Here is a 24021-nt window from a genome sequence, read left to right as displayed (position 1 = left end):
CGCGCCTGATCAGTCGCCCATCACCGGGACTTTCTGGCCATCGGCGTAGATCGCGTAGGCTTCTTCGCCATGGGCGGCTTCGTCGCCCATTTTCAGCATTTCTTCGTCCATCCGCAGCGGCACCACCAACCCGATCAGCTTAAGCAGGATGAAGGTGCCGATCACGTTGATGACGATGATGTAGGCGGCACCATAGATTTGCAGCAGGACCTGATGGAAATTGCCATAGAGCCAGCCTGTCACGTTGACGTTGCTGTCCTTTTGCGTGCCGATATACTCGATCATGTGCGGGTTCGCGAGGATACCGGTGCCGATGCCGCCGATCAGCGCGGCCACGCCGTGGGTGTGAATGACGCCCAACGTGTCATCGACCTTGCGCATGAACGCCATTTTGCCGAGCTTGTTCCAGGTGAACCAGGGCACCAGCGAGGCGACGATGCCGAGCACGATGGCCTCGGTGCCGTTGATGTAGCCGGCTGCCGGCGTAATCGCGACCAGGCCGCAGATCATGCCGTTGACCGCACCGAGCACCGAAGGCAGGCCGAACGACATGACATCGAGGGCGAGCCAGGTCAGCAGGGCGGCGGCGGTTGTGACGTTGGTGTTCAGCACCGCGGCCGAGGCATCCATATTGGCGAAATACGGGTCACCGCCGTTGAAGCCGGACCAGCCGAGCCAGAGCAGACCCGCACCGATCAAGGTGATCAGCAGCGAGTTGGGGTGGAAGCTTTCACGATCGCGCGCCAGACGCGGACCGATCACCGCCGCCGCCGTGTAGCCCGAGGCTGCCGCGGTCAAATGAATGACATAGCCGCCCGAATAGTCGACCACGCCCAACTGGCCGAGCCAGCCGCCGCCCCAGAGCGAGAAGGCGCCGATCGTGTAGATGAAGGTCATCCACAGCGGCACGAAAATCATCCACGCCTTGAAGCTCATGCGGCCGAGCACCGCACCGGCCAGAATGATCACCGTGATGGCGGCGAAGACGAACTGGAACCAGACCATGGTGGACATCGGGAAGGCCAGCGGCGGCATGCCGCCTGCGGCATCCGGAATGATCGCCTGCTTTTCCAGATCGGCGGCCGAGGTGGTTGGGTGTGGAATGCCGAGGAAGTAATCCTTGCCGACATGCAGCCAATGCGGCCCGAAACTCATGTTGTAGGCCCAGAGCACCCACACGATGAGGACGGCGGCGAAGGCATAGAACACCATGAAGGCGGAATTGATCGCCCATTTTTTCTTGACCACGCCGCCATACAGCGCGGCAAGGCCCGGAATGCTCATCAGACCGACCAACACGCCCGACGTCATCTGCCAGGCGTTGTCTCCGGTATCGAGCCAGGCGGGGGAGGGTATCAGTGCCATTGTCTATTCGTCTCCATGCTTCCCAGCGATCATTAACGGCCGCGGACGCAGCCGCACGACGACGCCCAGGCGCCGTTCATGCAATACCATGCAGAATTCATGCCAAACATTTCATGCGGACCCGGCGCTTACGAAAGCTTCATCCAATTTTTACATCGGACGCGACATTGATCACGAATTAAGCAGATTACTGGTCAATCAACCGGCAATCGCGCCGCAATGTCGGCGGTTATCACGAGACCGTGCGGTCAGTCTTGGAACTTGCACGTTACGCAAGACGTGCGACATACGGGGAATGACGAAGAATCAAGTCGATATCGCCATCATCGGCGCCGGGCCGGTCGGTGCCGCCCTCGCCCTCGCGCTTGCCGACACGGGACGCTCGGTCCTGCTGGTCGACCGCGCCGCCCTGCCGCCGATGGAACATCCGGATTTCGACGGCCGGGCCTACGCCATCGCCGCCGGATCGCGCACGCTGCTCGATGACGCCGGATTGTGGGACGCCCTGCCCTTCGCCCCCTGCCCGATCGAACAAATCCGGGTCTCCGACGGCAAACCCGGCCGGCCCGCCTCACCCATGTTCCTGCACTTCGACCATCGCGACGTCGGCAATGACCCGTTCGGCTGGATCGTCGAAGCCCGCGCCCTGCGCATGGCGATCAACCGTCGCCTCGCGGAGTCCAACATCGTTCTGCACGCCCCCGCCACGGCACACGTCACCCGGCACGATGATCATGCGACAGTCGCGGTCAGCGGTGCCGGTACCTATCGCGCACGCCTTGTGATCGCGGCCGATGGGAAAATGAGCAGCCTGCGCGCCGAAGCCGGCATCGCCGTCACCCGCTTCGCCTACCGCCAAAGCGCCGTCGTCTGCGCCATCAGCCACGAACGGCCACACGGCAACGTCGCCCTCGAACATTTCCTGCCCGGCGGCCCCTTCGCCCAACTGCCGATGACCGATGCCGACAATGCCCATATCTCCGCCATCGTGTTCACCGAATCCCACGCCATCGCCCAACGCCTCGCCACCATGGACGATGCCCGCTTCACCACCGAAGTCGCCCGCCGCCTGGGCAGCCACCTCGGCACCATCCGCCTGGTCGGCAAACGCTGGACCTACCCACTCTCCGCCCTGCACGCCCACCGCTACTTCGCCACCCGCCTCGCCCTGGTCGGTGACTCCGCCCACGGCATCCACCCGATCGCCGGACAAGGCCTCAACCTCGGCCTGCGCGACGCAATCGCCCTCACCCGCCTGCTCGCCACCACCGATGACCCCGGATCACCCGCACTGCTCGCCCGCTACCAACAAGCCCGCCGCCCCGATAACCTGATGATGCTCGCCGCCACCGATACACTCGACCGCCTGTTCTCCACCAACTCACCCCCCATCCGCCTCGCCCGCGACCTCGGCCTCGCCGCCGTCAACCGCATGCCACGCCTCAAACGCGCCTTCATGCGCACGGCCATGGGACTTGGGGGTCGGGGGTGAGGATGAGGAAGTAAGGAAGGCCAGGGGCTCCGCCCCTGGACCCCGCTAAGGGCGCAGCCCTTAGAACCCTTTAGTTTTAGGCAAGGGGAGGGCTGTCCAGGCCAGATCAGCGGAACTACCGAGGCAGCGCCCTCCCCTTGCCTAAAACTAGTGGATTTTAAAGGCTCCGCCTTTAACGGGGGTCCAGGGGGCAGAGCCCCCTGGCCTTCCTTATTTTCCCCGTTCTCACGCCCGATCCCCCCTGGTCTTCATGAACCATGGGCGTGGCGGGCGGAGTTTGGAGGTGATGGCTTTGCGGGTTTTGCCGATGGTGGCGACGTTATCGAGGCGGCGGTCGAGGAAGGCAATGGTATCTTCATCGGACTCGGACAGATCGCGCAGCCAGAACAGCAGGGTGCTGGTGTAGACGCCGGCGAGCAGGGTGCGTTTCGTGTACCAGGCGAAGTCGGCGGAGCGATCGCCGGCGGCGTGCCAGATGGCATCGACGGTGCGGGCGGTGATGGTGGCGGCGCGTTTGGCGTTATGGGGCAGGGCGAGCACGGCGACGGCGCGGCCGATGGCTTCGCGGTGCGGGCGGTTTTGTTCGAAGCGGAGGGAGATGATGGCGCGGACGCGGGCGGGGGTGCGGTAGGCGGCGAGGTCGGCGGCGAGGGCTGCGGCCTCCATGTCGCGATCGGCGAGGCAGGCCCAGGCTTCGATCATGTCGGCGGCGCCGCCGGGGAAGAGGAAGGCGGCATCGTCGGGGTCGCGGTTGCAGGCGGCGAGGGCGCGGCGCAGGGCGGTGCGGGTCCAGCCGTCGAACGGCACTTCGTTCAGCAGGGCGCGGATGATTGCTTCGTCGTCCGCCAGCATGGTGTCGCACGGGTTCATCGGGTCGATCTCCGGGGCTGGGTCGGGGTCAAAGGGTGGGATTGTGGTGGGCCGCCAGGATATCCTCGCGGAATTTGGTGATTTCGTCGGTAAAGCCGATCATGCGCAGGTCGGTCATGCGGGTGGGGTAGAGGATGCCGTCGAGATGGTCGGCCTCGTGCTGGATGACGCGGGCGTGGAAGCCGGCGGCTTGGCGGGTGAATTTGGCACCGCTGGCATCGGTGCCGGTGAGGATGAGGCGCGCGGCGCGGGGGATCAGCGCGGTCATGCCGGGAATGGAGAGGCAACCTTCCCAATCTTCGACCGGATCGCCGTCGAGCAGGGTGAGTTCAGGGTTGATGACGGCGCTGAGGCCGCGGGGCTCATCGCCTTCGATGGTTGAGACCCGGCGTTCCGGCACTTTATAGATGAACAGGCGGAGGGGCACGTGAACCTGCGGTGCTGCGAGGCCGACGCCGCCGGCATCGTCGAGGGTTTCGATCATATCGGCGAGCAGGCGGCGGATTTCCGGCGCGGTGGGGTCAGCCACCGGATCGGCGCGGGTGAGCAGAACGGGGTGGCCCATGCGGGCCAGTTTGAGGATCGCCATGATGCACAAATGGCGCAGTTGGCGCGTTTCGCAAACTGGCCCTGCGCGAAATCGGGTGAATTTCGGGGCGTTGAGGTTGGCAAAGCTGGGATTTTTGGTATACCGCTGCGCATGAGCCGAATCCAGATCGGCCCGTTCGTCGGCTGCGCTTGCCATGGCGCGGCTTTTTCTTGTTTTTTACCAATCGTCTATCACCCTTTTTCTACTTCACCAGCAACGGAGTGTCGGGCCAAGTGCAAGTTCTCGTTCGTGACAACAATGTCGATCAGGCGCTGAAGGCGCTGAAAAAGAAGCTTCAGCGTGAAGGCGTGTTCCGCGAAATGAAGTTGCGCCGCCATTACGAAAAACCGTCCGAGCGTCGCGCTCGTGAAGCCGCCGAAGCCGTGCGCCGCGCCCGCAAGATGGAGCGCAAGCGGATCGAACGCGAAGGCTTCTGATCTACGACTGATTGCTGGGTTCGACGAAGCGCGGCCGCAACGCCGCGCTTTTTGTCGTGCGCGGGTGATGGGGTGGGATGGGTTAAGTCAAGAAGGCCAGGGGCTCTGCCCCTGGACCCCGCTAAGGGCTCAGCCCTTAGAACCCGCTAGTTTTAGGGGTAGGGAGGGCGTCCAGGCGATAGTGTTGAAGAGCCCGGTAGCCGCCCTCCCTACCCCTAAAACTAATGGATTTTAAAGGCTCCGCCTTTAACGGGGGTCCAGGGGGCAGAGCCCCCTGGCCTTCTTGACCTCAGCCATCCCCCCATCATCAGCGGCGATCGACGGCGAAGCGACCGGGGCCGGTTGAGGCGAGGATGAGCAGGCCGCCGCAGATGGAGAGGTCGAGGAAGCACTGGATTTCGGCGGCGGCGGCGGCGGGGCCGTGCATCAGCCAGAAGCGGTGGGTGAGCCAATTGGCGCCGAGGGTGAAGAGGATGAGGATGAGGGCGCCGATGCGGGCGCGCAGGCCGAGGGCGACCATGAGGCCGCCGGCGAGTTCGCAGGCGATGGCGATGATGCCGCCGAGTGTGGGGTATGGCGCGTGCAGGTGGGTGAGCAGGTGGACGATGCCGGGCCAGCCCATGAGTTTACTGAGTCCGGCCTGGAGGAAGACGGTTGCGAGGGCGAGGCGTCCCAGCAAAATACCGATGTCTGACGTGCCGCGCTGCGTGGTTTTCATTGGGTCTCCTCGTACTGTATGAAGGTGGCGTTATATGTGTGATCGGCCGCGGTGCCTATTCAACGAAAGCCAGACCATGAGCGACAGCAGCATTCTTGATCTTGCGGGGTTGGCGGCGACGCCGGTGGCGCGCGATCCGTTCGACCATGTGGTGATGCGTGGGTTTGTGCGGCCGGAGCGGCTGGCTGGTGTGGTGGCCGGGTTGCCGGCGCTGGGCAGCCGGGGCAGTTTTCCGATCGAGTCGGTCAAGCTGGGCGCGGATGCGGCGGCTTTGACGCGGGAGATGAAGGGCGATGCGTTTCGCCGGGTGATTGCCGAGAAATTTGGGCTCGATTTGGCGGGTGCGCCGGTGATGATCACGTTGCGTGGGCAGACTGGCGAGCGGGATGGGCAGATCCATTGTGATTCGGTGGCCAAGCGGGTGACGGTGCTGTTGTATCTCAACCCGGCGAGCGAGGCGTGGGCGCGCCAGGATGGGTGTCTGCGGCTGCTGCGGGGTCCGAATGATCTGGAGGATTATGCGGTGGAGGTGCCGCCGGTGGATGGTACGCTGCTGGTGTTTCCGAACGGGCCGACGACCTGGCATGGGCATCGCAGCTTTGTCGGGCGGCGGTATACGGTGCAGCTGAATTATATGACGACCGATGCCAAGGCGAAGTATGAGATGCGCCGGCATCGCGTATCGGCGCTGGTCAAGCGCTTGTTGCCGGCCGCCTAGCGTGTCTGATTCCAGGACGATTGCGGCGCCCCGGCTGTGGTCCAGCCGGCAGGTTCTGTTGCTGGCGGGGGTGTTGCTGATCGCGGCCAATCTGCGGCCGGGCATTACCTCGGTTTCGCCGTTGCTGGTGCCGATTGGGGCATCGTTGGGGTTGAGCAGTTTCGGCTTGATCGCGCTCGCGACGATTCCGGTGATCTGTTTTGCGGCGTTGGCGCCGGTGAGTCTGCCGTTGCAGCGGCGGTTCGGGCTGGAGACGGTGGTGCTGGGGGTTTTGACGCTGCTGTGCGCGGGGCTGGCGATTCGCCTGATCGATGCGGCGCCGGCGCTGTTTATCGGGACGGTGCTGGCCGGTTCGGCGATTGCGGTGGGGAACGTGCTGATCCCGGCGATCGTGAAGCGGGATTTTGCCGGGCGGGTCGGGCTGGTGACCGGGCTTTATATCACGACGCTGTATATCACGGCCTCGACGGCGGCGGGGGTGAGTGTGCCGTTGGCGCAGGCGAGCGCGCTGGGCTGGCGTTTTGCGCTCGGTGCCTGGGCGGGGCCGGCGGTGATCGCGGTGGTCGTGTGGTTGCCGCAGTTGGCGCATGGCGCGACGCGGGCGCCGTTGCAGTATCGGGGTGGCGGGCTTGCGCTGATGGCGCGCAGCCCGCTGGCCTGGGCGGTGGCGATGTTCATGGGGCTGCAATCGCTCGGTTATTACGCGGTGCTGTCGTGGTTGCCGGCGATGCTGCACCAAGTGGGGATTTCGCAGGCGGAGGCGGGGTTGATGCTGTCGGTGAGTACGCTGGTGGCTTTGCCTTCCACGTTGATCACGCCGAGTCTGGCGGCGCGCAGCCGGGATCAGCGCGGCTTGACGAGCGTGGTACTGGCGGTGACGCTGCTGGGGTATATCGGGCTGATGGTGGCACCCGGCGCGGCGCCGTGGCTGTGGATTGTGATGATCGGGCTCGGCCAGGGCGCGATGTTTCCGTTGGCGATGACGTTTATCGTGCTGCGGTCGAACGGGCCGACCGAGGCGATGGCGCTTTCGGCGTTTTCGCAGACGATCGGGTACGCGGTATCGATTGCCGGGCCGCTGGGGATGGGCGCGTTGCATGCGGCGACCGGGCAATGGTGGCCGGCGATGGCGTTTGTGGCCGCGACGGTGGTCCCGCTGCTGTGGTTCGGGTTGCGGGCGTCGCGGCCGGAGACGATCAGCCTGTAGGTCAGGTTCTGGTCTGGATGTGGGATTCCAGGAACCATAGCGACTCGTCGAGTTTGCGGGACACGCCGGTCAACAGATCGGCGGTGTCGGCGTCGCCGGCTTCGTCGGTTTCATCGATGGTCTTGCGTACCGCGTTGCCGACATCGCCGAAGCGTTCGATCAGGGCGTGCAGATGATCGGTCGTGCTGTGGATATCGGTCGGGTAGGGTGCAAGTTTGCTGGTTTTGGCCACGGTTTGCGTGGTGCCGAGAGCGGTGCCGCCGAGTTGGGCGACGCGTTCGGCCATTTCATCGACCAGCGGATCGATCTCGTTGCGCAGTTTGTCGAAGAACTCGTGGATTGCGATGAAATCCGGGCCTTTGACGTTCCAATGCGCCTGCTTGATCGCGAGGGCGAGATCGATGCTGTCGGCCAAGCGGGCGTTCAGCAGGTCGATCGAGGTGTGTTTGGTGTTGGCCGGCATGTCGTTGCGGGTGGCGAAAAGTTTTGCCATGGTTTGCGCTCCTTTTGGTAGGCCGGAGAGGTGATAACGGCCGGATTACGGGGCAAGCCGCAGGCTGATGACGTTAATGACAGGCCGTAGTCTGCCGCCGGATTGCCAGACGGTCAGTTTTTATGCATTTTCAGAATATGGCCAATTTACTTGAATTGTCCCCTGATAGTCGGCCGGATGCGAATTTGCACATCATGGTTGTCGTGGCATTCAAGTTCAGGGCCGCCCGGCTGCGCCATCTGTTCGAAGTTGCGACCGGCTTTGCCGAATACACCGACGCGGCGGTGGATTTCATTGTAACGACGACGGCGGACGATGCAGAGCTTGCCACACTGGAGCGTTCGCTCGTGGCGTTGCGCACGAGCGGGATGAGAGTATCGTTTCGGCAGGTGCCGTTCGACCCTGCCGCACCCTATCGGGTGACCTGGGCGCATAAGACCCTGCTCAGGGAGGCCTTTCTGCCGGACCCCCGCTATTCGCATTTTATCTACGTGGAAGATGACATTCGTCTCTCGCACCTCAATTTTTCGTACTTCAGGCTGTTTCGAGAGCAACTGCGGCCTTATGGACTGCTGCCGGGTTTTTTGCGCTACGAGTTCAACGATATGGATTACCACACGTATCTCGTTGATCATCGGGAGTCGACAAAGATCGCCGATATGCCCGGCGTCGATCTGGGCGACATTCGCTTCGTCAATGTCGATACACCGTATCAGGCCTGTTTCGTGCTCGATCGTGAACTGGCGGCCGAACATGCGGCGGGACCGTCCTTCGATGTCGAGGCCAGCAAGATATACGGGCATGGTGAGGCGGAGCGCGCAAATCTGGCGTTCAGCTTTGAGAATATCCCGACATCCGGAGGATTCACCAGCCGATATGCCATGCCGCTCGACCGTAAGACCGGGCTACCGCTCCATGCGGCGCTGATCCGTCACCTGCCCGATAACTTCACCAACCGGGTACCGCCGGTCCTGAAGTTCGGCACACTACCGGTCGAGGCGATGTTTCGGTCCGACAAGAGTTCGGGGCCCCCTCACCGGCACCCCGCGAACCCAGGCGAGTAGGGGACCGGTCAGGCGCTGACCGGGGGCGGTCGCGGGGTGCTGGTGAGGGGTCAGGCCTTACGGAAACCATCGATGATCGTGTCGCCGCCGGCCATCAAGGCGGCATCGTGCCGGCCCAGGACCGCCGCCGCCGCGGAACCGGAACAGGCGGCCGGCTTCGCGGCATGAGCACGTAGATGAAATGGCTGGGCGATTGTGCGCGATGGAGCGCTGCGACCGCGCGCATCGCCGGTGGAGTCAGCACAGAACGGTGACGCTGCGCGCGCGGGCGGCGTTGATGTCGGCTGTGATTGTTTGAACCTGCACTGTAAGGCGCGCGCACCATGCATCGAAGACCGTAAAGGCTGAATGCGCGGTTGCGTTATCGGCTGGGTTCATGCGGGGCGGTTTTGGCTTGATTGGCTTGAGGGTGACAACGGGGGTGCCGTGACGGGTGATGATGATCTCTTCACCCGCCAGAGCCCGATCGATCAAGGCCGACAGATTATTCTTGGCTTCGACGACGCTTCGCATGGGGTGCAATATAGCCAGAGACTGGCTATATTGCACCTGAAAGTTTGTTGCTACTTTTTTTACAAAAAAGTAGCGCTGACTTATTCTGTCGCGTCTTCCCGACGTGCCTTGCCCCCGACCTGGTCGGAGATATCGGCGCCGGTTGCCTGATCGACCACGCGCATCGATAGCTTGACCTTGCCGCGATCATCGAGCCCGACCATTTTCACCTTCACGACATCGCCGGCCTTCACCACATCGCCCGTGCGGGCAACGCGGCCCTGGGCGAGTTCGCTGATGTGAACCAGGCCGTCGCGGGCGCCGAAGAAGTTCACGAAGGCGCCGAAATCGGCCACTTTCACGACCTTGCCGGTGTAGATCATGCCGACTTCCGGCTCGGAGGTCAGGCCGCGGATTTTGTCGATCGCTTTCTGGGCCTGCTCGTCGGAGGTGGCGGCGATCTTGATGGTGCCGTCGTCCTCGATGTCGATCTTGCAGCCGGTCTGTTCGACGATTTCGCGGATCACCTTGCCGCCGGTGCCGATGACGTCGCGGATCTTGTCCTTCGGTACGGTGATCACGGTGATGCGGGGGGCATTTTGCGAGACATCGTCACGCGAGCCCTGCAGCGCCTTGGCCATTTCACCGAGGATGTGCATGCGGCCATCCTTCGCCTGATCCAGCGCGATCTTCATGATCTCGAAGGTGATCGAGGTGATCTTGATGTCCATCTGCAGGCTGGTGATGCCTGAGGCGGTGCCGGCGACCTTGAAATCCATGTCGCCGAGGTGATCCTCGTCGCCCAGAATGTCGGACAGCACGGCGAAGGCGCGGTCTTCCTTGATCAGGCCCATCGCGATACCGGCGACGGGGCGAACCAGCGGCACGCCGGCATCCATCAGCGCGAGCGAGGTGCCGCAGACGGTTGCCATCGAGGATGAGCCGTTGCTCTCGGTAATTTCCGAGACCACCCGCAGCGTGTAAGGGAACTTGTCCTTGCCGGGCAGCAGCGGGTGGATGGCGCGCCAGGCGAGCTTGCCGTGGCCGACTTCACGCCGGCCGGGGCTGCCGACGCGGCCGGTTTCGCCGACCGAGAAGGGAGGGAAGTTGTAGTGCAGCATGAAATGCTCGCGATACTCGCCCTCGATCGCGTCGATCAATTGCTCGTCCTGGGCGGTGCCGAGCGTGGCGACCACCAGGGCCTGGGTTTCGCCGCGGGTGAACAGGGCGCTGCCGTGAGTGCGCGGCAGGACGCCGACTTCGGCGACGATCGGGCGGACCGTTTTGGTATCGCGGCCGTCGATGCGGATGCCGTTGTCGAGGATCGCGTTGCGGACGATGTCGGCTTCGAGTTCCTTGAACATGCCCTTGGCCTTGTCGGCGGGCAGGCCTTCGGCGGTCAGTTGCTTGATCGTATCGGCTTTGACCGCGCTGAGTTTTTCATGGCGGGCGGTCTTTTCCTTCTCGTCATACGCGGCGCGCAGGCCTTCACGGGCCAGCGTGTCGATCCGGGCGGCGAGGGTCTTTTCCTCTTCGCTGGTTTCGCTCAGCGTCCAGGGCTCCTTGGCGGCGTGTTCGGCGAGTTCGACGATCGCCTGGATCACCGGCTGGAATGCCTTGTGACCGAACGCGACGGCGCCGAGCATGATTTCCTCGGAGAGTTCATGCGCTTCGGATTCGACCATCAGCACGCCTTCGGCGGTGCCGGCGAGCACGAGATCGAGCTTGCTTTCCTTGATCTGGGCCGAGGTTGGGTTGAGCACGTATTCGCCATCGATATAGCCGACGCGGGCGGCACCGACCGGGCCGAAGAACGGCATGCCGGACAGGGTGAGTGCGGCGGACGAGGCGACCAGCGAGAGAATGTCGGGCTCGTTCTCGAGGTCATGGCTCAGGACGGTGACGATGATCTGCACTTCGTTCTTGAAACCGTGCGGGAACAGCGGGCGGATCGGGCGGTCGATCAGGCGGCAGGTCAGTGTTTCGCGGTCGGTCGGGCGGCCTTCACGCTTGAAGAAACCACCGGGAATGCGGCCGGCGGCGAAGAATTTTTCCTGGTAGTTGACGGTGAGCGGGAAGAAATCCTGCCCCGGCTTGACCGATTTGGCACCCACGGCGGTGGCGAGCACCACGGTATCGCCATAGGAGGCCACCACGGCGCCGTCGGCCTGGCGGGCAACCTTGCCGGTTTCCAGGATCAGCTTGCGGCCACCCCAGTCGAGTTCCTTGCGGAAATATTTATCGAACATCATGCAGTCCTTCACAACAACAGGACCGGCACGGCGGGGCATGGAGCGGCGTGAAGCGGGGCCAGCGTCTCGGGCGGCATGGGTCGGGCTGGGAGGGTCAACTCACAGCCACGGGCCATGTGGCCGGAAACGCCGGAGATACCCGGCATTCCACGCAACCGAATGACCTGAGCCGTTCCGATCGCATCCGGAAGACCATTCCCCCGGTTCATCCACGCTTCAATCAGCGTGCGATGCCATTATAGCGCAGATCGGGCGATACCGCTACTGCTTCGTGATGGGGCTTATCGGGTTGCGGGATTCGCTTGTCATCGGGAGTCGGGCGAAGAGGAAGGGAAGGTCTTCTTTTTTGTGAACAAAAAAGAAGCAAAAAAACTTTATCAATCTTGGCCTGTGCCGGTGAAAACGCCCGTGCCCCAGAGTTGAAAAGTTTTTTGCTTCTTTTTTACAAAAAAGAAGCGCTTTCCTTAGCTTTCCTAATCTCGCCGTATCCTCCCATGCCATTACAAATCCAAGGACTGATCAGCTCATCGATCGCACGTTGTAATCTGGTGCGTGACTCATCGTCGTTCAGGGCGGCCACCGGTTGACCGAGGCGATCGGCGGGGATTGTCGCGAGGTTGAACACATCGAGCATGACTTCGACGCCCTCGATCTCGAAGCGGGGCACAAGATAGTGCTCCGTTACCGACGCGGTTCCGGCGAGAACCAGCGGCGCGACGAACCGGGTGGCACTGCGGGCGAAGCGGTCGTTCTGCAGGACCACGACATAGGGAATGGCGTGACGCTGGCGGCCGGGGTTACGAAAGACATCGAACTGCGCCACTGTCAGAGCGACGAAAACTCATCGCTCAGCAAGCCGTGCTGGTGATGGAACGCATTCAGATCATCGATCAGGCGATCGATCATATCATCGTCGGCGCGCCGCCGGTGCGCTTCACGGGCTACGAAATCGGCAAGGAGGCTTTCAAGCGTTGCGCTCAGATTTTTGGTGTAGGTACGCGCCTGGAGCACGAGGTCTTCGTTCATGCTGAGATTGATCGGCCGTTTGCGGGCGGACTGGTTGTAACCCATCGGCGTTGGCTCCTGCGCATGACGTGCGCACAGAAATAACGGCAAAGCGATGTGAAGGCAACCTGATGACAATTCGAATGCTCACGATCTGGCTCCGCTGGGGATTGACCGAATCAGTCGCCGCGCGTTTGCTATATTTGACATGACCGATCAGTCTCCATCGCTTGAGCTTATCGATGGTATCGCGCGGATACGGTTAAACCGGCCGGCGCAGCGGAATCGGCTTGGGGCGGATGACATTGCCGTGTTGCGCGGGCACCTTGCGGCGGTTGCCAAGGACCGATCAGTGCGGGTCGTGGTGTTCGAGGCTGTGGGAACCGTGTTTTCCGCGGGGTTCGACCTCGATGCGTTGGCGGGCGGTGATTTCGGTGATGCCGAGGATGGGCCGGGCGGGATTGGTGCGGTGGGGTCGGCGCTGGCGGCGCTGCCGCAGCCGAGCATCGCACGGCTGCATGGCAATGTGTATGGCGGCGCGGTCGATCTGGCGCTGGCGTGCGATTTTCGGGTCGGCGTCGAACCCATGGAATTGCTGATGCCGGCGGCGCGGATCGGGCTGCATTATTATCGCTCCGGGCTTGAGCGGGCGGTGCAGCGGATCGGGCCGGATGCGACGCGGCTGCTGTTCGTGCTGGCGGAACCGGTGGGGGCGCAGGCGTTGCTGCGGCTGGGGTATCTGACCCATCTGGTGGCACCGGAGGCGCTGGATGCGACGGTCGATGCGCTGGCGGCGCGGCTGCTCGCCAATGCGCCGCTCGCGGTGCGGGGGATGAAAGCGGCGATCGGCGCGCTGGCGCAGGGCGCGCTCGACCAGGTTCGGTTCGCCGAGGGCCTGACGGCGGCGCACCAGAGCCCCGATTTTCACGCAGCACTGGCAGCGCTCGGCCGCAAGACCGTCAGGCGCGCAGATTGAACGCGGCGAGTGCCGCCAGATCGCGTTCGCCCCAGCCTTCGCGCACGGCATCGTGCACCTGACCGCGCACGGATAAGGCGAGCGGCAGATCGAACCCGGCCTCACCGCCGACCTCGTCGATCAGGCGTAGATCTTTTTCGACCGCATCGAGCGAGAAACCGACCACCGAAGCGGGTTTGCCGCCGATTTCAGACAGGATGGCCTCGCGCCGCAGGCCGATTGCCGGAGCACCGCCGGGGCTCTGGCCGATGATCGAGACCACGCGGTCGGCCCCGATGCCGTAATCGCGCGTCATCAGGATCGATTCGCCGAGCGCCTGGAATGCTGCCAGCAACGGCAGGTTGATGGCGAGTTTCATTGCCGAGGCGGCTTCGGGTTCCGCGAAGCGTTCGATCCGATCGCACAGATCGTGCAACACCGGCAGGGCGCGCTCGATCGCAGCCGCCTCGCCGCCGGCAAGGCCGAGTAGCTTGCCAGCGCGGGCGGGGCCGACCGTGCCGCCGACCGGGCAGGCAACGAACGCACCCCCGACCGCGCGCACGGCTTCGGCATTGGCGAGCATGTCACGCGGTTTCAGCGTGCTCATATCGAGGATGACGGTGTCTTTCAGATCGGCCGCGAGCAGCCCGGCGTCGCCGTGATAGACCGGGCGGGCGGCCTCTTCATCGAGCAGCATCACGATCACGATATCCGCGCTGGCGACGGTTTCGGCGGGGCTGGCTTTGACGGTGAGACCCTGGATTGCCGAGGCGCGGGATGCCGTGCGGTTCCAGCCACTGACCTGATGGCCGCGCTCGATCAGCCGCGCGGCCATTGCCGCACCCATCCGCCCCAATCCGACCATGCCGACCCGTACGCTCATGCATAAGCTCCTGAAATAATGTCCGGTTGGGGATATGGTCGCGCGGCGGCCATGAAAAAAGCCGGAGGGTGGGACCCTCCGGCTTTCGTCATCAGTTCGTCATGCGAAACGAAGCTCAGCCGGGCGCGGGTACCGGGCCGAGACCACCGGATTTGGGCATGTCCGGCTTTTGCGAGGTGGGCACCGAGGCGCGGCGATTGTCTGGCGCGGGTTCGTCGACCACTTTGCGCACCACCGGATCACCGCGCAGGACGGTGGTGATCTCGTCACCCGACAAGGTTTCGTATTCGAGCAGCCCGTTGGCGAGGCGGTGCAACTCGTCGATCCGCTCGGTCAGGATGCGCTTTGCCTCGCTATAGGCATGATCGATCACCGCGCGGATCTCGTTATCGATTTCCTGAGCCGTCGATTCCGACACGTTCTTGTGCTGGGTGACCGAATGGCCGAGAAACACTTCCTGATCGTTGCCGCCATAGGCGATCATGCCGAGCTTGTCGCTCATGCCCCATTCGGTGATCATCCGGCGCGTGATGTCGGTCGCCTGCTTGATGTCGCCGGAGGCGCCGTTCGAGACGTTTTCGGGTCCGAAGATGATTTCCTCGGCGGCGCGGCCCCCCATCGCCTTGACCAGTTCGGCGAGGATTTTGGCCTTGCTCATCGAGTAGCGGTCACCTTCCGGCAGGCTCATCACCATGCCCAACGCGCGGCCGCGCGGGATGATGGTGGCCTTGTGCACGGGGTCGCACTGCGGCTGGGCGATCGAGCAGAGGGCGTGGCCGCCTTCGTGATAGGCGGTCATTTTTTTCTCATCGTCGCTCATCACCAGGCTGCGGCGCTCCGCACCCATCATGACCTTGTCCTTGGCGTATTCGAACTCGGACATCGCGACCACGCGCTTGCCGATGCGGGCAGCGAGCAGGGCCGCCTCGTTGACAAGGTTGGCGAGATCGGCACCGGAGAAGCCCGGCGTGCCGCGCGCGATCACTTTCGGATCGACATCGGCGGCCAGGGGGACTTTGCGCATGTGGACTTTCAGGATGCGCTCGCGCCCGTTGACGTCCGGGTTCGGCACCACCACCTGACGGTCGAACCGGCCCGGGCGCAGCAGCGCGGGGTCCAGCACGTCCGGCCGGTTGGTGGCGGCGATCAGGATGACGCCTTCGTTGGATTCGAACCCGTCCATTTCGACCAGCATCTGGTTGAGGGTCTGTTCGCGTTCGTCGTTGCCGCCGCCGAGGCCGGCGCCGCGATGGCGGCCGACCGCGTCGATTTCATCGATGAAGATGATGCAGGGCGCGTTTTTCTTGCCCTGCTCGAACATATCACGAACGCGCGAGGCACCGACGCCGACGAACATTTCGACGAAATCCGAGCCCGAAATGGTGAAGAACGGCACGTTCGCTTCGCCCGCAATCGCGCGGGCGAGGAGAGTCTTTCCGGTGCCGGGCGGGCCGATCAACAGGACGCCCTTGGGAATCTTGCCGCCGAGCCGCTGGAATTTCTGTGGGTCGCGCAGGAATTCGACGATTTCCTGCAACTCGCCCTTGGCTTCCTCGATGCCGGCGACATCGTCGAACGTCACGCGGCCCTGTTTTTCGGTGAGCAGGCGGGCGCGGGATTTACCGAAGCCCATGGCGCGGCCGCCGCCGCCCTGCATCTGGCGCATGAAATAAATCCATACCCCGAGCAACAGGATCATCGGCGCCCAGGAGATCAGGTAGTGGATCAGCGGGTTGACCGGCGGGTTGAGCGGCTTGGCGACGACGCGAACCTTGTTGCTGATCAATGTGTTGACCAGCGCCGGATCGCTCGGCGCGTAGGTTTCGAACGTGGAACCGGATTTCAGCGCACCGGTGATGTCGTGGCCGCGGATGGTGACATGATCGACCTTGTTGGCGCTCACTTCGGACATGAATGTCGAGTAAGCGACCTGGGTGCCGTGGTCGGACGCCGTGGTGGCCGGCTGGAACATGTTGAACAGCAGCACGAAGAACAGTGCGATGATCACCCATACCAGCAGATTACGCCCTAGATTATTCATCAACCTTAATCCAGTTCTGTTGTCACCCGGGTTTCAGTCCGGGGTAGCCGGGACGCCGGCTAAACGTTGCATAGCCATGCCAAACTAATCGAGCCAAACCAAATCAGGGTGCTACCATGGCACGCCGCGCCGTTGACCGCTACCCAAAGTTTGACATGGGGATCGGCGGCGAATTTCCTATCCCACGGCTGATCATGTCGCGGGGTTGTGCGTCGCTTGGGCGGCGGGGTCGGGTGGCGGCAGTGGTGCGGGTGCGAACGGCGCCGCGACGACCGGTGCGGGTGGCGTGAAGAGCAGGCTGTCGTAGGCCCCCGGCTGGCAATGCGGCTGGCAATGCGGCTGGCAATGCGGCACCGCGACGACCGCACCGTTTCGGAAAAACGCCGGCAATGCGCGCAAAACAGCACTCGGCAGGCCGGTGCGGCTGCGGCAGCGGGCGGCGTGGGTGCTGAGGGCGCCGATTGTTTCCGCGGCGGGCGGGGGGTGGCGAAGCTGGAAACGACCGTCCCAGAGCGTGCCGGGGCGGGCGGGCGCCGGCGGCGCGCAGGCGGCAGGCTCGCGGCAGAGCAGCCAGCCGGGACCCAGCCGGCCGGCGCGCATGATGTGCACGCCGCCCAGGGTTGCAGGGCGCAGGGCCTTGGCCAGGCGATCGATCGAGGCGCGGGCGGGCGGGTAGACGGCGCCGCCGATCGCGCGGATCAGTGCGGCCAGGGCGGCGGGCGGCAGGTGGTCGGCGCGGAGCAGGGCGAAACCGGCCGGGTCGATCCGTGCATGGTCAGCGAGGTAACGCGCCGCTTCGGTCTGGGTTGCGACATGCGCTGTTGTGGCGGCGGCGCGCGTTGCGGGTTGATGGGCACGAACGCGCGCCCGTTCGAACCGCGGATCGGCGTTCGAGGGATCATCGATCCAGGCGACATCCAGTTGGCGCAGATGCGCGCGCAGGTCGGCGGGGGTGCAGGCAAGCAAGGGGCGCAGGAGCACGATGTCGTGACGGGCGGCGAAACCGGCCATGCCGGCGGCACCGCCGGGGCCGCGGGCGGCGCGCATGGCCAGCCCCTCCGCTTGATCCGCCGCGTGATGGCCGAACAGCAGATGCGCCGCGCCGGCGGCGGCGGCGGCGGTTGCAAGGGCGTGATGCCGGGCGATTCGCGCGCGTTCCTGCATTGCCGAACCGGGTGGGATGGCGAGCGTGATGATCTGGCCGGCGATGCCGCGCGCGCGCAGCCGGGCGGCGGTGAGGGCCGCTTCGCCGGCGGCGGCGGGGCGTAGGCCGTGATCGACGATCAGGGCCAGAATTGTGCCGTTGCGCGCTCGCGTCCAGTCATGCGCCAGCAACGCGAGGGCCGTGCTGTCCGCCCCGCCGGAGACGGCGACGGCCAGATGCGGCTGGGGACCGAACGGGCCGAGGTCGCGCATTGCGGCATCGAACGCGGCCGCGAGCGGGGTTTGCATCGACGAGCCGGGGGCGTTTCCCAGGTTACGCGGGCATCAGCCGCAATGGGCGCGAACGCGCGCCAGATGGATGCGGGTGGCGAGGCTGGCCGAGGGCGATGAAAACTGGCTGGCCAGCGAATCGAGCGTGTCGCAGGCTTCCTGGTTCTGGTGGATGGCGGTGAGCGATCCGGCGAGGCCCAGCAGCGCGTCCGGCGCGTTGGGACCGGCGCGGTTCGCGTTATAGGCATCGTCATACGCGATGGCGGCGCCCTGATGGTCGCCTTGATGGCTCAGTGCATCGGCGAGCGTGAGCTCGGCGGCGCCCTTGCCGGCGCCTTTGCCCTGGCGCGCGATAACGGCGCGCGAATCGGCGGCGGCGGCCTTGTAGTCGCCGCCGGCCAGCGCGCGGCGGGCGGCGGTGATCGAGGCTTCGACGCGCGGGGCGCGGGCGGCAGCCGGTGCGGGCGTGGGCGTGGGCGCTGGCGGCGGCGCGGCTGTTCCCTGGCCGGGGGCGGCGGTAGCGCCGTTCTGGCTCAGCTGGAATTTCAGATTGCCGATTTCCTGTTTCAGTTCGTCGTGCTGGGTGGCGACCTCGTGCTCGAGCGTATCGACCCGGCCGCGCAGGTTCTGCACCTGATCGGTCAGGGTCTGGATCTGTTGGAGCATGTTGGGCAGGAGGGCGCTGCTTGTTGCGGCACCACCGCCGCCCGGTTCGGGCGCGGGGGCTGCGAGGGCGGAGTTGCCGTTGCCCTGCTGGCCAGACTGAATCTGTTGTTTCAGTTCGAGAATCTGGTTCTCCAGCGCGATGCCCTCGCGGCTGGAAATCATCTGGGCGTGGGCGACTCCTACGGGCGCCAGGGAGAGTCCGGCAAAGGCGAGGCTTGCAATCGGCAGGGCGGTCAACATGAGACGGCGCATGAAACATCCTCAGGGCGGTTGGCGCGCGGGGCGCAGACTTATGTAGGGCAATTGCTCGCGTCCTTGAAGATGGGACGCCGAAAACGCAAATCGGCGACCCGCTCAGGCGGGTCGCCGATCGTTTGGCCCAGCGCGCGTGATCAGCGGATCACGCCACCGACGAGACGTTCTTAGTGGCAGTTCTGGGGGTTAAAGCCCTGAACCGAGGTGATCGCGACGCGATCCTGAGCATAGTCTGCCGAGGTATTGCCCGGCGAAACGAGGCAGGACTTGCCGTAGCCGACAGTCTGGACTCGCGACGGAGACACGCCCTTGGCGACCAGATAGTCGCGTGCGGCGTTGGCGCGGCGCTTGGACAGCGCCAGATTGTAGGTTTCGGTGCCGCGCGGATCGGCGTTGCCGGCGACCAGAACGTCGACGTTCGGGTACTTGCCGAGCCAGCCGGCCTGGCGGTCGAGCGTCGCCTGATCGGCACTGGTCAGGCCGGATTTGTTGAAGCCGAAGAAGGCGCGATCGCCGACATCGGCGACGAGCTGCTGCTCACTGCCGGGCGCGGGGCCGGTGGAAGCGGCCATCGCGCCGGAGCCCGTGGATGCAGTTTGGGTTTTGGGGGCGTTGGAGCACGCCGCCAGCAGGGCAACAGCCGCAAGTGCGCCCAGAGCTTTGATTTTCATATGTACCGTCCCGGTGTTTGGTGCCAAAGTTGAAAGTCGCCGACACAGTATCGGCCGCGTCGTCAGTCTGTGGTGCTATTCCAGCCCGTTCACCCGGAGCACGGCTGAACGAGCGTCAACCACGCAGACAATAATCGGACTGCAATACGGCGTAATCGATCGCTGCGATGTTGTGCATCGACCATTTCGCTTAAGCAGCATCTATTCCGGTTGCAGGGCTGGTTCAAGCGGCTTCACGCAACTTCGTTCGATCCGGCCGATGGTTTCCGGCAATTTCGTCGAAACGCGACTTTTTTGACACGGTTGTGTGAGATTTCGTCGCGAATTTGCGGAGGTGGCCCTGATTATTTTCGCCAAAAGTAACGGTCCGTTAATCAATCTGGGCGATATTCTGCGGTAGAGACCCTTGGTCTCCGTTTCCTCCCAACAGCCACGGGTGATTCCGTGGTCACCTTATAGAGTGTGGCGGGTTCGACCCCACCACACTCTCTTTTTTGGAACCGTATCCGGCCAGATCGGCACGCCGTGTCGTCAGAGTGCCTATTTCGGCTGGAAGCCGGGCACACCGAGTTGCCAGAACAGGAATGCGTCCTGATCCGCCATCGAGCGGACTTCCTGATCCTTGGTCGAGCCGATGCCGTGACCGGACTGATAGCTGACGCGCAGCAAAACCAGCCTGCCGGAAGTGCTGGCAGCCTGTAGGCGGGCCGCGAACTTGCCGACCTCCCACGGTTCCACGCGCGGGTCGTTCGCGCCGGTCACCGCGAGGATCGCCGGGTATTTCACGCCGTTGCGGATATGCGCCATTGCATCCATCGCATAGATCCAGTGAAAATCGGGCTCTTTCAGCACATTGCCGAATTCGATTTCGTTGGGCGGTCCGTTCGGGCTGAACTGCATGCGCAGGGCATTGGTATCGCCGTGGCTGTCGATCGCGGCGGCGAACAGATCGGGCCGCCAGGCCACCGCACCGCCGATCGTGATGCCGCCGGCCGAACCGCCCTCGCCGGCCAGATGCGCAGGCGACGTGTAGTGATGATCGACCAGATATTGGCCGGCCGCGATGAAATCGAACACGGTGTTGATCTTGGTCGCCTTCATGCCCGCCTTGTGCCACGCATCGCCATACCAGCCGCCGCCGCGGACATGCGCGATCGCGATGATGCCGCCGTGGTCGAGCCAGGGCAGGAACGTCGGTGCAAAGAACGGCGTGATGGTGATGCCGTAGCTGCCGTAGCCGATCAGCAGGGTCGGGGCCTTGCCGTTGAGCTTGGTGGTTTTTTTCATGATGATCGAGACCGGGATCATCGTGCCGTCCCACGACACCGCCTTGACCTCGCGCGATAAGATGCCGGCGAAGCTGACTTTTGGCGGGGTTTGCAGGTTGGTATTGGTCACGGCACCGGTGGCCGGCGCGTAATCATACCATGCCGAGGGCGTGGTCCAGCCCGCGAGATGGAACCAGACGCCCGCACCATCCGGGTCCGCGAGGATCTGGCCGAGACCGCCCTGGAACGGCATGGCCGCCGAGCTTGTCGTATCGGTGCCGTAGGCGACGCGCTTGATGCGACCCATGCCGTCGTGCATCGCGCCGACATAGAGGGCATGGCGGCCGGCGGCGAGGCTGGTGATCACGTCATCGCTCGGCGGCACCACGGTTTTCGGCGCGCTCGATCCGGCGAGATCGTAGCTGACCACCTTGAAACGAGGTGCGCCGTTCGGCGTGATCACATCCAGCCGGTCGCCATGCAGGGCGAATCCGGCCATCTGCACGTTGCGGCCGGCGATTTTATGCCAGACCGGCGCGCCGGCTTCGAGATCGCTCAATTTTGTGGCGTAGATATCGTCGATCGACTGGAGTTCCTCGTTCTCGGTGAACAGGCCGAGCGCGTAGGACGAGTGCGGCGCGGTCACCACCAGGGCGTCCTGCGCGAAGGTCATTGGCGCGGCGGGCGACACTTTCCAGCCGAATACCGGCTTGTCGGTCGCGCCGGTGCCGTCGGTGGCGCTCAACAGATGCAGATAATCCCGGCTTTTCTGATAAAAATCGGTCACCGGGTCCTTCGGGCCGAATTTATGCAGCCGGTAGTAAATGAAGCCTTTGGAATCCGGCAGCCAGGCGATCGGTGGGAAATCGGTATCGTCACCGTCGATCCGGGTGATGCCGATCGGCAGGAGTTTGCCGGTCGCCACATCGAGCACGCGCAGCTTGGCCTGCTCGGAGCCGCCGCCGGAGACGCCGAAAGCGACATATTTGCCGTTGGGCGAGACGAAATAATAATTCAGCGCCTGGGGGATGTGGTTGGTGCTGAACTGCATCGGGTCGATCAGCAGGCGCGGCTTACCGCCGATTTTATCGAGTACGAACAGATGCGCCGTGTTCTGGCCGGGGGCGACGCCCATGTAGAAAATGCGGTTATCGGCGCGGGTCACTGAAAAGACCGCCGTGCCGACATTGGCATCGCGCTTGATCTGCTCGTACAGCGCCTGACGGCCCGGAATCGCGGCGAGTACTTTGCGCGTGTAGGCGTTCTGCACCTTCATGAAAGCGGCAAAATGCTTGCTGCCGGGTTTTTCCATCCATCGATAATCATCGGTCACCGGCGTGCCGAAATCGTTGCTGACATGGGCAATGACGGGTGCGGGCGGCGGTTTGGGGATGGATGCGGGCGCAGCGGGGCTGGCCAGTGCGCGGGACGCGAGCGCGAGTGCAGGCAACAATGCAAGAAACCCACGTGACGATCCGATCATCCGATTCCCCGTTTGATGTGAGGCACCGGGGTACCGGAAAACCCGCGTTGCGCAAACCGATTTCTTGTCCTTGGCCCGGCGCGGTTAGGGTCCGGTTTCCCGAAGCTCCGAGAGCTGAACAACCCCAGGTTAGGTCATAGACGCTGAATATCGATGGACGGGTATTTTATTACGATTTCTTTAAGATCAAACAAATACCTCCATTTTTTGGACTTTCTACCTCCAATTTGTAGATTCAACCTGAGTAATACATTAAGTCACCAATCATTAGATAACCAGCCTTTAGTTTATTTTTTAGACGTTTTCGCGTGTTTGGTACGTATTTGTCGGGGGTGGGATTTTAGACGGGCTATTACGGTACGGCACCTATGCCTTTGAGACCGATCGACCCCCGGAACCCCTGGTTCCGGGGGTTTATTTTTACCGCACGACCCGTTTGACCGGCGGTGCCGGCCAAATCGATGATGTTTGATGCTTTGGTGTTGTTCAAAACAGCAAAGACCTGTCGCCGGCCGCCGATTGCTCGCCTGACACCATCTTTCGCCCTGCCGTTGCTTGACATTTCCGGCGCGGCACGCTCCCTGCCCGGCCATGTCCAACGATATCGCCACGATCGAACTCCACGCCCGCGCCGCGATCGACGCAGCCGGCGACCCTGCGGCACTCGATGCCGTCCGCGTCGCCCTGCTCGGCAAGACCGGGCAGGTTACCGCTTTGCTGAAATCCCTGGGTGGCATGGATGCCGAAGCCCGCAAGAGTTTCGGCGCCGCGGTCAATGCGTTGAAAAATACGGTGGCCGAAGCCATCGAGCAGCGGCGGGCGGTGCTCGATGCGGCAGCACTCGACGCGCGGTTGGCCGCCGAGCGAATCGATATCACCCTGCCCGCCCGGCCGGCGCCGCGCGGCACGATCCACCCGCTGTCACGCACCATCGAGGAACTCACCGCCCTGTTCGGCGCCATGGGGTTCACCGTGAAGGACGGGCCCGACATCGAGGATGACTGGTATAGTTTCGGCGCGTTGAACATTCCATCGCATCACCCGGCGCGCGCGATGATGGACACGTTCTATCTGAAACCGTCCGGCCGCAATCGACCGATGGTGCTGCGCCCGCATACCTCGACCCTGCAGATCCGCACTATGCTGGAGCAGAAGCCGCCGATCCGCGTCATCGTGCCGGGGCGGACCTATCGGTCGGATCACGACGCGACGCACAGTCCGATGTTCCATCAATGCGAGGGTCTGGTGATCGACCGCGGCATCACGCTGGCGCATCTGAAGGGGTGCCTGGTCGATTTCCTGCGGGCCTATTTCGAAATCCCCGATCTGAAGGCGCGGTTTCGGTCCAGCTATTTTCCGTTCACCGAACCCTCGATGGAGATCGACATCGCCTGGGATCGCAAGACCGGCGTGATCGGCGCCGGGTCGGACTGGCTCGAAATTCTGGGCTCGGGCATGGTGCACCCGAACGTGCTGGCCAATTGCGGCATCGACCCGCGCGAATACCAGGGTTTTGCCTTCGGCATGGGCGTCGAGCGCATCACCATGCTCAAGCACGGCATCGCCGATCTGCGCAGTTTTTACGAGAGCGACATCCGCTGGCTGTCACATTACGGCACCTCGCCGCTCGCCCCGGTCACGCTGCATGAGGGAGACGCATAAT

22 protein-coding genes are annotated in these 24021 nt (G+C 63.7%); 7 read left to right on the top strand and 15 right to left on the bottom strand.

The window, feature by feature from the left end; translation table 11 throughout:
• Window positions 1-9: 9 nt before the first annotated feature.
• Window positions 10-1365, bottom strand: coding sequence for an ammonium transporter (locus BW994_RS00755; RefSeq protein ID WP_029311457.1), 1356 nt, complete (start codon window positions 1363-1365; stop codon window positions 10-12).
• Between the two features lie 295 nt (window positions 1366-1660).
• Between BW994_RS00755 and BW994_RS00750 the strand changes: the two genes are divergently transcribed.
• Complete coding sequence (locus tag BW994_RS00750; protein WP_029311458.1) at window positions 1661-2857, top strand: UbiH/UbiF/VisC/COQ6 family ubiquinone biosynthesis hydroxylase; 1197 nt, start codon at window positions 1661-1663, stop codon at window positions 2855-2857.
• 225 nt (window positions 2858-3082) lie between these two features.
• Here BW994_RS00750 and BW994_RS00745 read toward each other — a convergent pair whose 3' ends face one another.
• Both BW994_RS00745 and def read right to left on the bottom strand, forming a co-directional pair.
• Window positions 3083-3727: a COQ9 family protein gene (locus tag BW994_RS00745; RefSeq protein WP_051657277.1), complete on the bottom strand. Its 645-nt coding sequence runs from the start codon at window positions 3725-3727 to the stop codon at window positions 3083-3085.
• Window positions 3728-3755: 28 nt separating this feature from the next.
• Window positions 3756-4316 (bottom strand): peptide deformylase, encoded by a 561-nt coding sequence (gene def, locus BW994_RS00740; protein WP_029311460.1) that lies wholly within the window; start codon window positions 4314-4316, stop codon window positions 3756-3758.
• Window positions 4317-4549: 233 nt separating this feature from the next.
• Between def and rpsU the strand changes: the two genes are divergently transcribed.
• Window positions 4550-4753: a 30S ribosomal protein S21 gene (rpsU, locus tag BW994_RS00735; RefSeq protein ID WP_007421557.1), complete on the top strand. Its 204-nt coding sequence runs from the start codon at window positions 4550-4552 to the stop codon at window positions 4751-4753.
• Window positions 4754-5060: 307 nt separating this feature from the next.
• Here rpsU and BW994_RS00730 read toward each other — a convergent pair whose 3' ends face one another.
• Complete coding sequence (locus tag BW994_RS00730; RefSeq protein ID WP_029311461.1) at window positions 5061-5471, bottom strand: DoxX family protein; 411 nt, start codon at window positions 5469-5471, stop codon at window positions 5061-5063.
• A 76-nt stretch (window positions 5472-5547) separates the two neighbouring features.
• On the opposite strand from BW994_RS00730, the gene BW994_RS00725 reads away from it, so the two are divergent.
• Together BW994_RS00725 and BW994_RS00720 are read left to right on the top strand one after the other, a co-directional pair.
• The gene (locus BW994_RS00725) at window positions 5548-6189 is read left to right on the top strand and encodes a 2OG-Fe(II) oxygenase family protein (protein WP_029311462.1); all 642 of its coding nucleotides are present in this window, start codon (window positions 5548-5550) and stop codon (window positions 6187-6189) included.
• Window position 6190: 1 nt separating this feature from the next.
• Window positions 6191-7396, top strand: coding sequence for a CynX/NimT family MFS transporter (locus BW994_RS00720; protein WP_051657278.1), 1206 nt, complete (start codon window positions 6191-6193; stop codon window positions 7394-7396).
• A gap of 1 nt (window position 7397) precedes the next feature.
• Here BW994_RS00720 and dps read toward each other — a convergent pair whose 3' ends face one another.
• Window positions 7398-7889, bottom strand: a complete 492-nt coding sequence (dps, locus tag BW994_RS00715; RefSeq protein ID WP_029311464.1) for a DNA starvation/stationary phase protection protein Dps — start codon at window positions 7887-7889, stop codon at window positions 7398-7400.
• 137 nt (window positions 7890-8026) lie between these two features.
• On the opposite strand from dps, the gene BW994_RS00710 reads away from it, so the two are divergent.
• Window positions 8027-8953 carry a hypothetical protein gene (locus tag BW994_RS00710; RefSeq protein WP_139333929.1) on the top strand — a complete coding sequence of 309 codons (927 nt, stop codon included), beginning with the start codon at window positions 8027-8029 and terminating at the stop codon, window positions 8951-8953.
• A gap of 237 nt (window positions 8954-9190) precedes the next feature.
• On the opposite strand, the gene BW994_RS00705 is transcribed toward BW994_RS00710, so the two are convergent.
• From BW994_RS00705 to BW994_RS00690, 4 genes are all read right to left on the bottom strand, one after another.
• Window positions 9191-9502 carry a type II toxin-antitoxin system Phd/YefM family antitoxin gene (locus tag BW994_RS00705; protein ID WP_245801487.1) on the bottom strand — a complete coding sequence of 104 codons (312 nt, stop codon included), beginning with the start codon at window positions 9500-9502 and terminating at the stop codon, window positions 9191-9193.
• A 44-nt stretch (window positions 9503-9546) separates the two neighbouring features.
• Window positions 9547-11697 (bottom strand): polyribonucleotide nucleotidyltransferase, encoded by a 2151-nt coding sequence (gene pnp, locus BW994_RS00700; RefSeq protein WP_081849053.1) that lies wholly within the window; start codon window positions 11695-11697, stop codon window positions 9547-9549.
• 442 nt (window positions 11698-12139) lie between these two features.
• The gene (locus BW994_RS00695; protein ID WP_051657279.1) at window positions 12140-12520 is read right to left on the bottom strand and encodes a CcdB family protein; all 381 of its coding nucleotides are present in this window, start codon (window positions 12518-12520) and stop codon (window positions 12140-12142) included.
• 2 nt (window positions 12521-12522) lie between these two features.
• Entirely contained in the window at window positions 12523-12768 is a 246-nt protein-coding gene (locus BW994_RS00690) for a type II toxin-antitoxin system CcdA family antitoxin (RefSeq protein WP_029311468.1), read from the bottom strand.
• Window positions 12769-12910: 142 nt separating this feature from the next.
• Between BW994_RS00690 and BW994_RS00685 the strand changes: the two genes are divergently transcribed.
• Window positions 12911-13678, top strand: coding sequence for an enoyl-CoA hydratase/isomerase family protein (locus tag BW994_RS00685; RefSeq protein ID WP_029311469.1), 768 nt, complete (start codon window positions 12911-12913; stop codon window positions 13676-13678).
• Here the strand turns inward: BW994_RS00685 and BW994_RS00680 are convergent.
• The 6 genes from BW994_RS00680 to BW994_RS00655 form a co-directional block, all read right to left on the bottom strand.
• The gene (locus BW994_RS00680; protein WP_029311470.1) at window positions 13662-14540 is read right to left on the bottom strand and encodes an NAD(P)-dependent oxidoreductase; all 879 of its coding nucleotides are present in this window, start codon (window positions 14538-14540) and stop codon (window positions 13662-13664) included. The two genes, BW994_RS00685 and BW994_RS00680, sit on opposite strands and share 17 nt — an antisense overlap.
• 115 nt (window positions 14541-14655) lie before the next feature.
• Entirely contained in the window at window positions 14656-16581 is a 1926-nt protein-coding gene (gene ftsH / locus BW994_RS00675) for an ATP-dependent zinc metalloprotease FtsH (RefSeq protein WP_029311471.1), read from the bottom strand.
• Between the two features lie 192 nt (window positions 16582-16773).
• Window positions 16774-18033, bottom strand: a complete 1260-nt coding sequence (gene tilS, locus BW994_RS00670; protein ID WP_245594088.1) for a tRNA lysidine(34) synthetase TilS — start codon at window positions 18031-18033, stop codon at window positions 16774-16776.
• A gap of 36 nt (window positions 18034-18069) precedes the next feature.
• Window positions 18070-18933, bottom strand: coding sequence for a tetratricopeptide repeat protein (locus tag BW994_RS00665; RefSeq protein WP_029311473.1), 864 nt, complete (start codon window positions 18931-18933; stop codon window positions 18070-18072).
• 170 nt (window positions 18934-19103) lie between these two features.
• Window positions 19104-19607, bottom strand: coding sequence for an OmpA family protein (locus tag BW994_RS00660; protein ID WP_029311474.1), 504 nt, complete (start codon window positions 19605-19607; stop codon window positions 19104-19106).
• A gap of 540 nt (window positions 19608-20147) precedes the next feature.
• Complete coding sequence (locus tag BW994_RS00655) at window positions 20148-22358, bottom strand: prolyl oligopeptidase family serine peptidase (RefSeq protein WP_029311475.1); 2211 nt, start codon at window positions 22356-22358, stop codon at window positions 20148-20150.
• 591 nt (window positions 22359-22949) lie between these two features.
• Here BW994_RS00655 and pheS point away from each other — a divergent pair.
• Window positions 22950-24020, top strand: coding sequence for a phenylalanine--tRNA ligase subunit alpha (gene pheS, locus BW994_RS00650; protein ID WP_029311476.1), 1071 nt, complete (start codon window positions 22950-22952; stop codon window positions 24018-24020).
• Window position 24021: the final 1 nt, after the last annotated feature.

The organism is Acidiphilium rubrum (assembly GCF_900156265.1).
Classification (GTDB): Bacteria; Pseudomonadota; Alphaproteobacteria; order Acetobacterales; family Acetobacteraceae; genus Acidiphilium; species Acidiphilium rubrum.
The sequence above is the reverse complement of the archived record's forward strand: the minus strand, read 5'-3'. Positions and strand labels throughout refer to the sequence as shown.